15 protein-coding genes, 1 tRNA gene and 1 pseudogene are annotated in these 14,769 nt (G+C 74.5%); 7 read left to right on the top strand and 10 right to left on the bottom strand.

Translation table 11 applies throughout. The features are described 5' to 3' along the window. Both CCE01nite_RS21480 and CCE01nite_RS18485 read left to right on the top strand, forming a co-directional pair. Positions 1-573, top strand: a pseudogene (locus tag CCE01nite_RS21480) (hypothetical protein); the annotation flags it as partial. A gap of 50 nt (positions 574-623) precedes the next feature. Then, positions 624-839: a hypothetical protein gene (locus tag CCE01nite_RS18485; protein WP_034635366.1), complete on the top strand. Its 216-nt coding sequence runs from the start codon at positions 624-626 to the stop codon at positions 837-839. Between the two features lie 87 nt (positions 840-926). Here CCE01nite_RS18485 and mscL read toward each other — a convergent pair whose 3' ends face one another. The 3 genes from mscL to CCE01nite_RS22615 form a co-directional block, all read right to left on the bottom strand. Then, positions 927-1,379 (bottom strand): large conductance mechanosensitive channel protein MscL, encoded by a 453-nt coding sequence (mscL, locus tag CCE01nite_RS18480; protein ID WP_052104514.1) that lies wholly within the window; start codon positions 1,377-1,379, stop codon positions 927-929. 51 nt (positions 1,380-1,430) lie between these two features. Beyond that, positions 1,431-2,174 (bottom strand): SAF domain-containing protein, encoded by a 744-nt coding sequence (locus CCE01nite_RS18475; protein ID WP_141372793.1) that lies wholly within the window; start codon positions 2,172-2,174, stop codon positions 1,431-1,433. A gap of 121 nt (positions 2,175-2,295) precedes the next feature. Further along, complete coding sequence (locus tag CCE01nite_RS22615; RefSeq protein ID WP_084142996.1) at positions 2,296-2,664, bottom strand: FmdB family zinc ribbon protein; 369 nt, start codon at positions 2,662-2,664, stop codon at positions 2,296-2,298. Between the two features lie 217 nt (positions 2,665-2,881). Between CCE01nite_RS22615 and CCE01nite_RS18465 the strand changes: the two genes are divergently transcribed. Next, positions 2,882-5,449: a penicillin acylase family protein gene (locus CCE01nite_RS18465; RefSeq protein WP_034635361.1), complete on the top strand. Its 2,568-nt coding sequence runs from the start codon at positions 2,882-2,884 to the stop codon at positions 5,447-5,449. A 36-nt stretch (positions 5,450-5,485) separates the two neighbouring features. Here the strand turns inward: CCE01nite_RS18465 and CCE01nite_RS18460 are convergent, their stop codons facing one another. Beyond that, positions 5,486-6,163, bottom strand: coding sequence for a 5-formyltetrahydrofolate cyclo-ligase (locus CCE01nite_RS18460; RefSeq protein WP_034635359.1), 678 nt, complete (start codon positions 6,161-6,163; stop codon positions 5,486-5,488). A gap of 145 nt (positions 6,164-6,308) precedes the next feature. Here CCE01nite_RS18460 and CCE01nite_RS18455 point away from each other — a divergent pair, with 145 nt between their 5' ends. The 4 genes from CCE01nite_RS18455 to CCE01nite_RS18440 all read left to right on the top strand — a co-directional run bounded on the left by CCE01nite_RS18455 (position 6,309) and on the right by CCE01nite_RS18440 (position 9,670). Then, entirely contained in the window at positions 6,309-7,547 is a 1,239-nt protein-coding gene (locus CCE01nite_RS18455; protein WP_034635357.1) for a molybdopterin molybdotransferase MoeA, read from the top strand. Then, positions 7,547-8,140 (top strand): GNAT family N-acetyltransferase, encoded by a 594-nt coding sequence (locus CCE01nite_RS18450; RefSeq protein WP_034635356.1) that lies wholly within the window; start codon positions 7,547-7,549, stop codon positions 8,138-8,140. The genes CCE01nite_RS18455 and CCE01nite_RS18450 overlap by 1 nt, the downstream gene beginning before the upstream one ends. Positions 8,141-8,599: 459 nt before the next feature. Continuing rightward, positions 8,600-9,490 (top strand): hypothetical protein, encoded by an 891-nt coding sequence (locus tag CCE01nite_RS18445; protein WP_246056711.1) that lies wholly within the window; start codon positions 8,600-8,602, stop codon positions 9,488-9,490. A 104-nt stretch (positions 9,491-9,594) separates the two neighbouring features. Further along, a tRNA-Ala gene (locus CCE01nite_RS18440) sits at positions 9,595-9,670 on the top strand. Between the two features lie 49 nt (positions 9,671-9,719). On the opposite strand, the gene CCE01nite_RS18435 is transcribed toward CCE01nite_RS18440, so the two are convergent. The 6 genes from CCE01nite_RS18435 to CCE01nite_RS18410 are packed head-to-tail and all read right to left on the bottom strand — an operon-like array spanning position 9,720 to position 14,719. After that, positions 9,720-10,880, bottom strand: coding sequence for a tyrosine-type recombinase/integrase (locus CCE01nite_RS18435; RefSeq protein WP_246056710.1), 1,161 nt, complete (start codon positions 10,878-10,880; stop codon positions 9,720-9,722). Then, the gene (locus CCE01nite_RS18430; protein ID WP_034627199.1) at positions 10,808-11,020 is read right to left on the bottom strand and encodes a helix-turn-helix transcriptional regulator; all 213 of its coding nucleotides are present in this window, start codon (positions 11,018-11,020) and stop codon (positions 10,808-10,810) included. The genes CCE01nite_RS18435 and CCE01nite_RS18430 overlap by 73 nt, the downstream gene beginning before the upstream one ends. A 2-nt stretch (positions 11,021-11,022) precedes the next feature. Beyond that, positions 11,023-12,582 (bottom strand): replication initiator, encoded by a 1,560-nt coding sequence (locus CCE01nite_RS18425; protein WP_052103790.1) that lies wholly within the window; start codon positions 12,580-12,582, stop codon positions 11,023-11,025. Continuing rightward, positions 12,579-12,806: a WhiB family transcriptional regulator gene (locus CCE01nite_RS22610; protein WP_169743991.1), complete on the bottom strand. Its 228-nt coding sequence runs from the start codon at positions 12,804-12,806 to the stop codon at positions 12,579-12,581. Before CCE01nite_RS22610 ends, CCE01nite_RS18425 begins: the two co-directional genes overlap by 4 nt. A 31-nt stretch (positions 12,807-12,837) precedes the next feature. Beyond that, a complete protein-coding gene (locus CCE01nite_RS18415; protein WP_052103791.1) occupies positions 12,838-14,262 on the bottom strand; it encodes an FtsK/SpoIIIE domain-containing protein in 1,425 nt (474 codons plus the stop codon). Positions 14,263-14,266: 4 nt separating this feature from the next. Further along, positions 14,267-14,719 (bottom strand): hypothetical protein, encoded by a 453-nt coding sequence (locus CCE01nite_RS18410; RefSeq protein WP_034627206.1) that lies wholly within the window; start codon positions 14,717-14,719, stop codon positions 14,267-14,269. Between the last annotated feature and the right edge of the window lie 50 nt (positions 14,720-14,769).

Genomic DNA, 14,769 nt, shown 5'->3' with positions numbered 1-14,769 from the left:
CGCGAGCCGGCGGCGACCGGCGCGGTCCCGCGCGCGCAGGCGCCCGGGACCGGTGCGCTGCCGCAGGTGGAGCGCCGCTCGACCGGCATGATCCCGCGCGTCGGTGAGGCGCCGGCGGGCACCCGGCACGTCGAGCGGGTCAGCACCGGCAGCCTCCGTCGCGTCGCACCGCCCGGGACAGGCAGCGTGCCGCAGGTGCCCGCGCCCGGTTCCGGCCCGGCCGTCGGTGCGCCGGCGGTCGGCGACGGGACCGACCGCCCGGACATCGCGCCGACGTCGACCACCGGCCGCAGGGCGGCCGCCGACCGACCCGCGACGGGCGCGACGCCCCGCGTCGAGCAGCCGACGCTCGCCGTGCCCGCACGACCGCGTCCGGCGATCCGGCCGGGCCTGCCGATCAACGCCTACAGCGACGACCAGCTCGACGAGGTCGTCACCTGGCTCGTGTCGGACGGCGTCGAGCGCGGTCGCGAGGAGCTCGCGGCCGCCGTGCGCGAGGCGCTCGGCATCACGCGCCGCAGCTCGCGGGTCGACGCGGTCATCGCCGGGGCGGTGCGGCGCGCGACGTCCTGAGCCGGCGGCGGCGGGCCGGCGGTCCGGTGCCGCGGTGGGACGATGGGGTGGTGAACGCCGAGCAGCCCCGTGACGTCCCGCGCGACGACGCCCCGCCCTCGCCCGCGCGCCCGGTCGGCGACGCGCCGCGCGCGCCCGTCCGCCCGGTCCGGGACGCGCCGCTCATCCCGACGCGCAGCGCCGACGACTCGGACGCCGGCTGGGGCGAGCGCGCCGACGACGGCAACGACGACCGCCTGCTCCGCGACGTCCCGCCCCACTGGTAGCCGCCTCACCGTCACCTCGCCCCGGACGCACGACGGCCGCGGCGACCCGGAGGTCGGCCGCGGCCGTCGTGGTGCGCGAACGGGTGGTCAGCTGCGCGGCGTCGTCGGGGGGAGCGACGGGCCGGTGTCGTTGCGCAGCGATGCGGACTGCTGTCCGGCGAGCAGGTCGCGGATCTGCTGGAGCAGGAGGATGTCCTCCGCCGGGGCGGTCGGCTCGGCCTCGAGGCCCTTCTTGCGGCGCTCGGCGAGCTTGTTCAGCGGGACGACGATGAAGAAGTAGATCGCGGCCGCGGTGATGAGGAACTGCAGGATCGCGTCCAGCACGAGGCCGATGTCGATCGTGCCGCGGGGCGTGGTGATCCGCCAGAGCTCCGCGAGGCTCGGCTTGCCGAAGATGATGCCGATGAGCGGGCTGATGATGCCGTTCTGGAGGGCGTTGACCACCCCGCCGAACGCCGCACCGATGATGACGCCGACCGCGAGGTCGATCGCGTTGCCGCGTGAGATGAAGTCCTTGAAGCCGTTGAACAGGCTCGTCACGGGGGCTCCTCTTCCTGGGTAGCGCGCACGGCCGGTCGCACGCGCCGCCGATCATTCCACGAAGACCGCGCTGAGTCCGGACGAACCGGTCAGGGCCACGGACTCCTCGGGCGTCACCGCGAGCAGCACGAGCGGGGACGGTTCGGCACCTCCGCCGCCGCCTCCGAGCAGCCCGCCGCCGAGCGAGTCCGCGACCCCCGAGCCGCCGGCGTCCGCGTCGCCGAGGCCGGCGAGCACCAGGGCACCCCGCGCAACGACCCGCCCCGCGCCGAGCGTCCCGCCGAGGTCGTCACCGCCCGCCAGCACGTCCACGACGACGCCCGGGGTGAGCATCGCGGCGACGCCGGGGTCGGCGAACCGGACCGGGGCGACGACGGTCCCGGGCGGTCCGTGCACCGAGGCCTGGGTGAACAGGCTCGGCACGACCGGCAGGCCCGGCGTCGCGGGCACGGCGAGCGTCTCCTCGGGGAGCTCCTCGGCCGCGCGCAGGCTCCCCTCGGGGACCAGGTCGACCGGCAGTCGCACGGTGCGGACGTCGTCGGGCGTCAGGCGCTCACCGGCGGCGAGGGCGCGGTCCAGCACCAGCACGGGCGACGTCGGGGGCGGGATCGGCCGCACGGCGCTCACGACGGCCGCGCACGCACACCCCACGAGCAGCGCGGCGACGGGGACGCGCGCACGCCACAGCCACAGCCGGACGCGCACGAGCGGCCGGGGTGCCGGTCGCAGCACCGGGCGCGCGCCACGGTGCGGGGGACGGTCACGGGGCGGCGCCGCGGCGCGGAGAGAGGGCACGCCGCGACGCTAGGTCGACGTGCCCCGACGGTCGGCGCGCACCGGTCGGGCGACCGCGTCGCGGTCCTGCGCGCCGGGCTGGGGGTGCGCGACGCGACGCACCGCACCCCGTGCCCGTGGGTCAGCTCGCGGCGGCAGCCGGCGCGGAGGACCCCGAGGGCGACCCGCTCGACGCCGCGGGCTTCGCGGGCGCCGGCGTGGACGAGGACCCCTCCGACGAGCCCGACGAGCCCGAGGGGGACCCGCCGTTCGACGACGACGAGGACGAGCCCGAGGAGGACGACGAGCCCGACGACGACGTGCTCTTGCCCGACGTCCGCGAGTCGTTGCGGTAGAACCCCGAGCCCTTGAACACGACGCCCACGGCCGAGAACACCTTGCGCAGGCGTCCTTCGCACTCGGGGCACACCGTCAGGGACTCGTCGCTGAACGACTGCTGGATGTCGAAGGCGTGCCCGCAGGCGGTGCACGCGTACGAGTAGGTGGGCACTGGTGTCTCCTGGTTCGGGCGGGACGCCGGCCGGGGACGCCGGGCGCTCACGAGGAGCGCGCGACGTCGGCCTGGTCGTCCGACTTCCTGGCACTCTCCAACTTCGAGTGCCAAGTCTACCGGGGGACGCAAGCCCGCGACGCGCCCGGCCGCCCGCCCCCGTGCGAGGCACGAGGTGCACCCGGTGCCGCCCCGCGTCACGCACTAGTCTCGCTGCGTGCCTCGTCGTCGTGCCGTTCGACTGTCCCTCGCCGCCGCGGCGGCGATCCTCGTGCTCGCTCTCGCGGCGACCGCCGTCGGGACCGTCCTCGTCGTGCGCGAGCCGCTGCCGCAGGTCGCCGGGCGCGTCGAGGTCCCGGGCCTCGGCGCGGGCGTGACCGTGAGCCGGGACGAGCGCGGCGTGCCGTTCATCGAGGCCGACACCTCGGGCGACCTGTTCCGCGCGCAGGGCTACGTGCACGCGCAGGACCGCTTCTTCGAGATGGACTACCGCCGGCACGTGACCGCGGGGCGGCTCTCGGAGCTCGTCGGCGAGAACCCGGACGCGCTCGAGGCCGACGCCGTGATCCGCACGCTCGGGTGGCGCCGCGTCGCCGAGCAGGAGTGGGAGCTGCTCCAGCCCGAGACCCGCGAGAACCTGCAGGCCTACGCCGACGGGGTGAACGCGTACCTCGACCAGCGCGACCGGTCGGCGCTCGCCGTCGAGTACAGCATCCTCGACGTGCGCCTCGACCTCGCGGACCCCGAGCCGTGGACGCCGGTCGACTCGCTCGCGTGGCTCAAGGCCATGGCGTGGGACCTCAAGGCCAACTACGCCGACGAGCTCGCGCGCGGCATGGCGTTCGAGACGATCGGCGACGTCGCGCGCGTCGACGAGCTGTTCCCGGCGTACCCGCAGGAAGTGAACCTGCCGATCCTGCAGGCGTCGAGCGTGCAGCCGACCGCGGCCGCCCAGCAGGCCACGACGGTCGACCTGTCGTCGTCGCACCTGCAGGAAGCCCTCGCGTCCGCCGAGCGGGCGCTCTCGTCGGTCCCGAACCTGCTCGGCGAGGGCGACGGCATCGGCTCCAACTCGTGGGTCGTCTCCGGCACCCACACCGTCTCGGGCCTCCCGGTCCTCGCGAACGACCCGCACCTCGGGATCTCCGCGCCGGGCATCTGGACCCAGATCGGGCTGCACTGCCGCGAGCGGTCGGTGGAGTGCCCGTACGACGTGTCCGGGTTCTCGTTCGCGGGCCTGCCGGGCGTCGTGATCGGGCACAACGGCGCGCTCGCGTGGGGGCTGACGAACCTCGGCGCGGACGTCACGGACTTCTTCCTCGAGCGCGTGTCGGACGGGACGGCCCTGCTCGACGGCGAGCGCGTCCCGCTGAGCACGCGGCGCGAGGTCATCAAGGTCAACGGCGGCGACGACGTCGAGATCACGGTGCGGTCGACGAAGCACGGCCCGATCGTCTCGGACGTCCTCGACATCGACGCGCTCGGCGACGTCCCGGTGCCCGAGGGGTCGCCGTACGGACGCTACGAGGTCGCGCTCGGGTGGGCCGCGCTGACCCCGGGCCGCACGGCGGACGCGGTGTTCGCGCTCGCGCAGGCGTCCGACGCCGACGACGTCGCCGCCGCGGCCGCGATGTTCGAGGTGCCGTCGCAGAACATCGTGTACGCGACGACGGACGGGCACATCGGCTACCAGGCGCCCGGCCGGATCCCGGTGCGCGCGGACGTCGTCGACTCCGTCCTGCCGTCCGACGGCTCGTGGCCGCGGCCCGGCTGGGACAGCGCGTACGACTGGCAGGGCTGGGTCCCCGCCGAGCAGATGCCCGCGGTCCAGGACCCCGCGGAGGGGTTCGTCGTGGCCGCGAACCAGGCGGTCACCCCCGCGGGCGCCGGGCCCTACCTCACGTCCGACTGGGACTACGGCTTCCGCGCGCAGCGCATCCGCTCGGTCCTCGAGGAGCAGATCCGCTCCGGTGAGCAGATCGACGTCGCGACGACCCGCTCGCTGCAGGCCGACGTCGACAACCCGTACGCGCGCGTCCTGCTGCCGGCGCTCCTCGCGGTCGACGTGCCCGACTCGTTCGACGACGACGGCCAGGACCTGCTGCGCACGTGGGACATGCGCTCGGACGCGGACTCCGCGGCGGCCGCGTACTTCGCGTCGGTGTGGTCCAACCTGCTCGAGCTCACGTTCTGGGACGACCTGCCCGAGGGCTACGAGCCGACGGGCGGCGCGCGCTGGCTCGAGGTGGTCCGCCGCCTGCTCGAGACGCCCGACGGGTCCTGGTGGGACGACCGCAGCACCGTGGGCGTCGTCGAGGGGCGCGACGAGATCCTGACCCGCGCGCTCGTCGCCGCACGCCGCGAGCTCACGGCCGACCTCGGCAAGGACCCGTCCGACTGGCGCTGGGGCAAGGTCCACACCGCGGCCCCCGAGCACGACGTCCTCGGCTCGCCCGCGCTGCCCGCGCCGGTGCGCCGGCTCGTCAACCCGACGCCGCGCGAGGTCGGTGGCGGCGCGGCGCTCGTGAACGCGACCGCGTGGGACGCCGGCAGCGGGTCGTTCGGCGTGACGGCCGCGCCGGCGATGCGGATGGTCGTCGACCTCGCGGACCTCGACTCGTCCGCGTGGGTCACGATGACCGGCGCGTCCGGGCACCCGGGGTCCGTGCACTACGCCGACCAGCTCACCCCGTGGGCCGAGGGCCGGCTGTTCCCGTGGCCGTTCAGCGCGGACGCGATCGACGAGGCTGCGAGCGACGTCCTGGAGCTCGAACCCGGTCGCTGACCGCGGGCCCGTCGCCGGGTACCCGGGCGCCGCCGGTCAGTCGACGGTGTGCAGCGGCGTGGTGCGGGCCGTGTCCTCGGTGCGCAGGCACTGCCAGCGCTCGGGCGTCGCGACGGCGTCGACCGTCCGGTCGTGCGCCTCGCGGGGCAGCGGGCGGACGTCGGCGTCGTAGAGCTCCTCGGGGAACACGAGCGCGACGACGCGGACCCCGGGGCGGGCGTGCAGCAGCGCGCGGTCGTACCAGCCGCCGCCCTGACCGAGCCGGGTCCCGCGGGTGTCGACGGCGAGCGCGGGGGCGATCACGACCTCGGCGTCGGCGATGGCCTCGGCCCCGAGGGTCGGGGTGCCGGGCTCGGGCGGGCGGCCGGGGGCGCGCTGGCGCAGGTCGTCGGCGCCGGCGTACTCGGCCCAGTCGCGCTGCAGGCCGGTGCCGAGGACGGGGAGGAGCACGCGCACCCCGCGCGCGGCGAGGCGCTCGAGCAGGGGGCCGGTGTCCGGCTCGCCAGGACGCGACGCGTAGACCGACACGCAGCGTGCGTCGGCGATCTCCGGGACGGACTCGACGACGTCGGCGAGAGCGAGCCCGGCCTCGGTGCGTCGTCGGGGGGAGCGGGTGGTGCGCGCCTGGCGGATCGAACGGCGCAGGGCGTCCTTCAGGTCCTCGATCTCCGTGCCGTCAGAGGCGTGCGGATAAGGCTGAGCAGCGCTGCGCATGGGGACCAGTGTGGCAAACGTTTGCACTCCCTGGGGGGATCGCGAGGGTGGAGATCCTGTGACGTCCCCCTGAACCGGCGTCCGACACGGCGTGGACACGACCCGCCGCAGCCCCGGGCGGCGACGGGCACGGCACAATGCGGGCATGAGATCCGTCCAGGACCACCTGGCGGCGGTGCTCGCCGCCGTGGGCCCGGTCGCCCCGCTCGACGTCGTGCTCGCCGACGCGGTCGGGTGCATCCTCGCCGCCGACGTCGTGGCGTCCGTCGACGTCCCGGCGCTGCGCCTCGCGGAGCGAGACGGGTACGCGGTCGCGGCGCAGGACACCGTGCTCGCGCTGGACGCCGGCGGAGCGGTGCAGAGCATGCCCGTCGCGCACGACGTCCTCGCGGGCGCCACCGCGCCGCTGCGCCTCGCGCCCGGTCAGGCGGTCCGGGTGGCCTCGGGTGCACCGCTGCCGACCGGCGCCGACGCCGTCGTCCCCGTCGAGGAGACCGACCACGGCACGGCGCGCGTGTCGTTCCAGCGCATCGCACGCTCCGGCCAGCACATCCGCGAGGTCGGCTCCGACGTGCGGTCCGGCGACGTCCTGATCGGGGCCGGCACCCGGCTCGGAGCCCGCCAGCTCGCGGTCGCCGCAGCGCTCGGGCGGGGCCGCCTGCGCGTGCACCCGACGCCGCGGGTCGTCCTCGTCTCGATCGGCGACGAGCTCGTCGAGCCCGGCTCCCCGCCGCGCGACGGGTCGGTCTACGAGGCGAACGGGCACTGGCTCGAGGCCGCGGTGCGCGACACCGGCGCGGCCGCGCGGCGCGTCGGCATCATCGGCGACGAGCGGGTCGCGCTGCGCGAGGCCCTCGAGGACCAGCTCGTGCGCGCCGACCTCATGGTCACGACCGGCGGGCTCAGCGAGTACGCGCGCGACACCGTCAAGGACGTGCTCGCGCCGCTCGGCACGGTCCGGTTCGACAACGTCGCGATGACGCCGGGGCACCGGCACGGCTTCGGGACGGTCGGCGGCGGGCTCGGGGGCGACGGCGCGGTGCCGCTCTTCGCGCTCCAGGGCCACCCCGTCGCCGCCCAGGTGTCGTTCGAGGTGTTCGTGCGCCCCGCGCTGCGCGCGATGGCCGGCCACCCGGAGCTGTTCCGCCCGTCGGTCACCGCGACCGCCACCACCGGGTGGACGTCGCCCGCGGGGATGCGCCAGTTCGTGCCCGCGGTCGTCGTCGGCTCGCCCGACGAGGGGTACCAGGTGAGCCCCGTCGGCGACCCGTCCGTGGTGTCCGTCGCGGCGCTGGCCCGGGCCAACGCGCTCGCTGTCGTCGGCGAGCAGGACCTCGCGGTCCGCCCCGGCCAGCGCGTGCACTGCCTGGTGCTGGAGGGCTGATGGCGGCAGGCTGGCCCGTCGTCCTGGCCGACGGCGACGTGCGACTGCGCCCGCTGCGGCGCCGCGACCAGGGTGCGTGGATGGCGCTGCGCGCGGCGAACGCGACGTGGCTCGAGCCGTGGGACGCGACGTCGCCCGTCCCGGTGCTCGGTCCGCGGCCGACGTTCGGGGAGTTCGTGCGCGCGCTCAACCGGCAGGCGCGCACCGGCTCGGCGCTGCCGTTCGCGATCGACTACCAGGACCGGCTCGTCGGGCAGCTCACCGTCTCGAGCATCACCTACGGCTCGCTGTGCTCGGCGGCGATCGGGTACTGGGTGTCCCGCGACGTGGCCGGCCGCGGCATCATGCCGACGGCGGTGGCGCTCGCGACGGACCACTGCTTCGGGCCCGTCGGGCTGCACCGCGTCGAGGTCAACATCCGGCCCGAGAACGCGCCGTCGCTGCGCGTCGTCGAGAAGCTGGGGTTCCGCGACGAGGGGCTGCGCGAGAAGTACCTGCACATCGGCAGCGCCTGGTGCGACCACCGGACGTTCGCCCTCACGGTCGAGGACGTGCCCGACGGCCTGCTCGCCCGGTGGCGCGCACGCGGCTGACGCCCGGCCGGGATCGCCGTACCACGCGGGCCGGGGGTCGGCACCTGGGGGACGCACTACGGGACAGAAGGGACATCGGCGTGGAGGTCAAGGCCGACACGCCGCAGGCGCGTCCCGAGAGCCGGGTGCCGCTGCGCCTACCGTCGTGACGTGAACTTGGAACCCACCGGCGTGGTCGTCCTCGCGATGACCACCCTGTGGATTGCGTACCTGGTGCCGCACAAGCTGCGGTACCGGCAACAGCTGCTCGAGTCGCGGGCGGATGACCGCTTCTCCGGGGCGCTGCGCGTGCTCGCCGTCACCGGCCCACGAGGCCGGGAAGCGCGGCGGGACGCGGAGGCGGCGGCCCGGGCAGGAGCGGGCGCCGACTGCGGCCCGACGACGGAGAAGCGAGCCGGGCTCCTCACCCCCAGCCGGGGTGTCCCGCTCCTGACAGCCGGCAGAGGCGGAGGCACGGCCGTGGATCGACCGCACGGGACGCAGGACAGGATCAGCGCGGACGCCGCACGGCGGGCCGCCCAGCGTCGTGCCGCGCACGCCGCCGCCGTCGCCCGCCGCGGTGCCGCGGCCCGTCGTCGCGCGGTGCTCGCGCTCGCGCTGCTCGTCGCGACCGCCGCCGGGTGGACCGTCGTCGGCCTGACCGCCGTGACGGTCGTCGCCGGCATCGTGCCGTCGGTGCTGCTCACGGGCGTGCTCGTGCTCGGCCGGCGCGCCGTGCTCGCGGGGCGTGCCGCCGACGCCGAGTGGGAGCAGCGCCGCCACGAGGCGCCGCCCGTGACCGGGGCGGTGCCGCTCGTGCGGAACCCGCCGGCTGCTGCGCCGGCGCGGGGTGCCGCGGGTCCGTCGACCGCGCCTGCGGGCAGGGGTTCGGGCGTCAAGGGGCGTGCGGTGCACCCGTCCGACGCGCACACCGAGGTGTTCTCGCGGATCGTCGACGACGTCGAGGGCACGACGGCGGCGCGTGCGCCGATGTCCTCCGCGGGCCGCCCGGCGACGGGTGCGATCCCGGTGGTGAAGAAGACCGAGACCGGCGCGCAGCCGACCGTCACGGCCGACGCGGCTGCCGAGGGGGCCGACGGCGAGCCGTGGTCGCCCGTGCCCGTGCCGCGCCCGACGTACACGACCAAGGCCGCGGCCCCGCGCCGCGAGCCGGCGCCGCTCGGGGAGGTCGAGGGGTCGACGGCCGTGGCCGCCGAGTCCGTGGGTAATGGGCGCGTCGAGGTGCCCGCCGCCGAGTCCCGGCCGGGCGCGCGTGCGGACGAGCGGGCGCCGCTCGAGGCGCCCCCCGCGACGACCGGGTCAATGAACCTCGACGAGATCCTCGCGCGCCGACGGGCCGCGGGGGAGTGATCGTCGGGCTCGCCCGGGTCGGCCGGTGCTGAGCCGAGGGGCGGCGCGCCGTGGTCTCGATTTCACGTCCGGGGGGGTCCTGGGCTAAGGTTGAGCCCGCTTGAGGGGCTGTGGCGCAGTTGGTAGCGCGTCTCGTTCGCAATGAGAAGGTCAGGGGTTCGAATCCCCTCAGCTCCACCATGACGGAACCCCGTCGGACCAGCGGAAACGCTGACAGTCCGGCGGGGTTTCATCGTTCCCACCCCCCTGACGTCTCCTGACGTGCCCCCCTGGTGCCCCCCGGGTCGATATTCAGCCTCTCCAGACCGGCCAGATCCGCCCCGGTTCCCATGAAGTGCAGGTACCGGTTCGTCGTCGCGATCGACTCGTGACCCATCCACGCCTGCACCGTCCCGGGGTCGACACCGCGCGCCAGCCACAGGCACGCGGCAGTGTGGCGGAGGTCGTGAACTCGCCGCCCGCGACTGGTCTCGGCCCACTTCACCGACCGCACGACGGCCGTGCGATGCAGCTGCGCTCCGCTCGCTGTGGTGAGCAGCAGATCGCTCGACGCCTTGCCGGCCGCCAGCCCGAGCACGATCGGCAGGACGCGGTTCGCCAACGGCACCCGGCGCGAGGCTCGACCCTTCGTCGCCTTGAGCGCCTGCCCCTCCGGCTGGGATCGCCGGACCATCAGCCCGGGCGTCGGCACCTGCATCACGTCCTCGACGCGCATCGCGCGGGCCTCGCCCCACCGCAGCCCGGTCCAGGCCAGCACGAGCAGGATGTCCGCGAGCTGCGGGGACGCCTCCGACCACGCGGCGTGCGCGTCCTCGAGCATCGGCTCCGTGAACGGGTCCAGCTCGTCGACGACGTGCGACTGGCGGGGGACCGGTACGCCCGTCACCGGATTGGTGGCGATCATCTTCTCGCGCACGCACCACCCGAAGAACGACGACAGGCTCGCCCGGTAGCGCCGCACTGAGCCCTCCGCGAGCCCCGAGGCCAGCAGCGCCTCGAAGGAGCGGGCGACCTCGCGCCCCGACACGGCGGACGCCTGCAGCGCCAGCATGCTCGTCGGCATCAGCCGCAGCAGGTCCTGGTCCGAGCGGTACGTCTTGCCGGCGACCGTCGTCCGACGGATCTGCAGCCAGCGGATGACCAGCGCCCGCACGCGCTCCCGACCGGCTCGCGGGTCCACCCCACCGGCCAGCGCCGCCCGCTCCCGCGCCAGCCACGCCACTGCCTCGCGCCGGGTGTCGAAGGCCTTGCTCGCGACGTCGACCCGACCGCTCTTGAGCTTGGCTCGCCACCGGCCGTTCGGGAGCTTCACGACGCTCATGCCGCCATCCTCGTCAGCCACGCGTCGACATCGTCCTTGGCGTACCGCGGGCAGTTCGGCGTCAGCCACGTGACCCGCGGCCCCTGCCCGGTCTGCCGCCAGCGGCAGAGCGTCGAGGGCGACACCTGCAGGACCCGGGCCACCTCGGAGCTCGTCAGCATCACCGGCAGCTCCGTCCGGACCGCGGCGGACTTCGTTCCTGCGCTCATCGTCAGATCCCTTCGGTCACAGCGGGTCGCATGCTGCTGGCCCGCATAAGCGCGGTTGCCGAACTGTTGTCCACAGGCGGATCGGTGCCCGCCAGCAGCTCCTTGGCGCGGTCGTACTGCGCCCGCCATCGCCGCGCCTCGATGACCGTGGCCATGACGACGCGGCCGTAGTCGTATTGCGACAGAGGGACGTCGTCCCAGACGAACCGCGGGCGGCCGTCCTCGTGCAGCGTCTCGGCGGCCATCCGGTTCGCCGCAGGCGGCTCGATGCCCGCGGCCTCCAGTGCAGCTCGGACCACCGCGGCGCGGTCGGCCTTGTGCTCGGTGAGGGTCTTGCCGGACCAGCGGCGGGACACCAGGACGCGTCGCCCGCCGACGCCGAGGTGGTCGCGGTCGTGTGCTTTCGACGCGCAGTGCCCAGGGGCGAGGCCAGGGCCGGCGTCGTGGGGCTGCACCCCGAACCGGAGCCAGTTGGCGCACTCCCTCGAGCACGGTAGCCAGCGCACGTGCTCGTGCAGGCGGTTGATGTGCGCCTCGTAGGCCGCGTCGTCCCCGTCCTTGTCGGCGTAGGTCTCCGCGACCGCCTTCGTCAGGTACTTGGTCAGGTAGCGCACGGTGCGGTCGGCGTCCGGAGTGCCGCCGAGGATGCCCTTGATGTCGACCTGCTGCCCGAGGCGTATCACGTGCGCCGGGCGCGCGTCCGGGTCGTCGTCGAGGGCAGCGATCGCCTCGTCCCACGTGGGCAGCGGGTGGCCGGTGTCGGGGTCGCGGTAGTGCTCGTCGGCCCAGATCGGAACGCGGCGGACGTAGACGGGGTCGGCCATGGGCGGCCACCAGAGCTGCAGGTACGTCGCGCGGGTCACCTCGCGGACTGTCGCCCGGGGGATCGCGCCGCGGATGGCGGCGTGGAAGTGCGGGGCGAGGCGCCGTTGGGCTTCGACGGCGCCGAAGTACTGGCACTGGTAGCCGGCGCAGCGGCGCAGGTTCTGTACCCACCGGTCGAGCAGCTTGGGGAAGTGCAGGGCGTCGAGCGCCGCCCGGCGGTAGTCGTACCGGGCGGGGTCCATGGGGACGCCCAGGTGCGGGCGGACCTTGCCGTAGGACGGCAGGGTCAGCGTGATGAACATCGAGGGCCGGTAGGTCTTGCCGTCTGGCGTCGTGAAAACCCGTCCGATCGTGCGCGGGTCGGTCGGCCTCGTCGGCAGGTCCGGGGCGTCGGCGCGGCGCCGGGTCGACCGTGTTTGGCGCGGCTCGTCGGGCTCAGTCTCGGCACTCTCGTCGTCGAACGATGCGACGGCCGGCTCCTCGGCGCCCTCGTCTTCCGGCCCGGCTGGTTCGGCGTCGGTGTGCCAGCCCTCCGCGCACTGGGTCATCCGCAGCCGGCGAGCCTTCGCGGCGCAGCTCGGGCACACGGAGTCACGGGTGGCCCCGCACCGGATCGGCACGGTCGTCACCTCACCCGTCGCGCGGTCGGTGACCCGGCGCATCACCGGGCGCACACACACGGCCTGCTCGATCGCGAGCTCACGGATCACGTCGTCGTCGATCCCGCTGCTTCTCATGCCACGTCCCCTAACCCGGGATGGGCGCGCGTGCGCGCGTCGTAGGACGTCCCTGCCCAGAAGCCGCCCGAGGCGCCCACGCGGTCAGCGAAGTCCCGGCAGTGGCCGAAGACGGGGCAGTGCCCGCAGACCTCACGCATCGTGAGCGCGTCGTCCGGAGCAACCTTCGTGGAGTCCGCCAGCCAGGGAAGGTCCAGGCGCCGGCCGCACGCTGCGTCGATCATCCACCGCGTGTCGGGGCGGTCCGCAGGCATGTCACGCCGCACTTTCCTCGATGGCGGGCACCGCCGGGGCGGCCGTCCGGAAGCGAGCCACCAGTCCGGTGATGTCGGCGTCGGTGATGTGCGAGAACCGGACGCGGACCGGCTCCGCGACGCCATCGATCCCCACGTACCCGATGCCCGGTAGGGACTCGGGGACGTCGTCGCACCGGGCACCGCGGTCCCGGGCTCCCGCACCGAGAACCAGCGAGACCTGCTCGGCCTCCGAGAGGCGCAGGGCGATGCGCGTCGGGAAGAGGTCGCGCACCGTCACGACCTCCTTGCGTGGGTCCTGCACGGCCGCCACGACGCTGATCCCGACGGCCCTGCCCTGGGACAGCAGCAGCGCGAGCGCGGACCCGATGCGGCGCTTGGCCTCGCGATCGGTGACGTAGGCCGTCAGGCTCGCGAGCTCGTCGACGAGGATGACGATCAGCGGCTCGTCGGGGGATGGCGTGTGCAGCCGGGCGAGGCCGCGCAGCTGCGACTGGCGCCGTCGCATCACCTCCACCGCGTCCTCGAGAGTCCGCGCGAAGTCCAGCTCGTACACCGCCTCGTCCTCGGGATCGCCGTAGACGAAGCGCTCGAACAGCAGCCGGCCACCGCCGAGCTCCATGCCGCCCTTGGGGTCGAGGGCCCATACCTGGGCTGTGCGGTCACGCAGCGCCGGTCCGAGCGCTGCGACGATCGACCACAGGACCGATCCCTTACCTGCCCCGGTCGCGCCGACGACCAGCACGTGGGTCCCCAGCAGGCTCAGGTCGTAGCGTTGCCCGTCCTCTCGTACACCCACCGGCAGCGCCGTCGTGTCCGTCGTGTCGACATCGAACGGCGGCACGTCGACGGCCAGAGGATCGGTGACGAGGAACCACAGGTCGAGGTCGTGCTTGCGCCGCACGACGGTCCGCACCCGGCACTCCTGGGTTCCGAAGGTCTGCGCCAGCCGCGGTGCGCACTGCGCCCAGTCCTCCAGGACCTGACCCGGGAGCATCCGCACCCGCACGAGGTCGATCCCACCGCGGGTGCGCACCGCGATCAGGCGAGGCAGTTGCAGCTCGCGACCCTCGCGGAGCGCCAGCCCCGTCGTAACCATCGCCGACTGCCACGCACCCCGGTACACCCGCACCTCACGCCACCACCCAGCCATCCGCGACTGGACACCAGCGGCGAACCACGACGGGAACAGCACCCGCAGAGCGACCAGCACACCGATCACTCCGAGTGCGATGGCGACGCCGAACGCCGGCCCGCGGTCGGGCGTCTGCCACGTCAGCCACAGCACCGCCGCCAGGACGACGAGCAGGGTCGGACGGCGCACCAGCCAGCCGAGCACGCGCACACCGCGGCGCCACAACCACCGGCACAGCAGCGCCGCGACCGCGGGACCGACCACCAGGAGGACGAGCAGCACGAAGCTCATGGCGTCACGCCGCGTTCCTCGCCGAGGCGGTGCTGCCGGTTCGCTTGCTCGGGGCGATGCCCTCGGCGCGGAACGACCACGCCGACTGCGCCCGACACCGGTGGGACTTCCCAGGCTCCGGGGCGGTGCACCGCGTGGAGTCCACCCACGGCGTCGCCGTCAGGCCCTCGAACACCACGGCCGTGAACGGCGACGAGCCGTCGTTCGGCGGCGGCACCGGCTGCACCTTCGCCGCCATCTTGATCGTCACCGTCTTCGACTTCCGGGCCGCCTCCGGATCGGCATCTAGAACGTCCACCTGCCACAGCGGCAGGCCGGTCTCCTTGTCGTGGTCCTGCACCTTCACCTCCCGCGTCGACTTCTCGAAGTCGTACACGGGCGTCACCTCGGACACGAGGTACGCCCCGAACGGGAAGACGTCGTGGTGCGGGACCTTGAACCGCCGAGCGAGTGCCATGGTGATCCCCTTCTCGTGGCGAGCCGGAAGTGGCTCGTCTCCAGGAGATC

Source organism: Cellulomonas cellasea, assembly GCF_006538745.1.
GTDB classification, from domain to species: Bacteria; Actinomycetota; Actinomycetes; order Actinomycetales; family Cellulomonadaceae; genus Cellulomonas_A; species Cellulomonas_A cellasea.
This window is presented reverse-complemented; position numbering and strand designations above follow the sequence as displayed.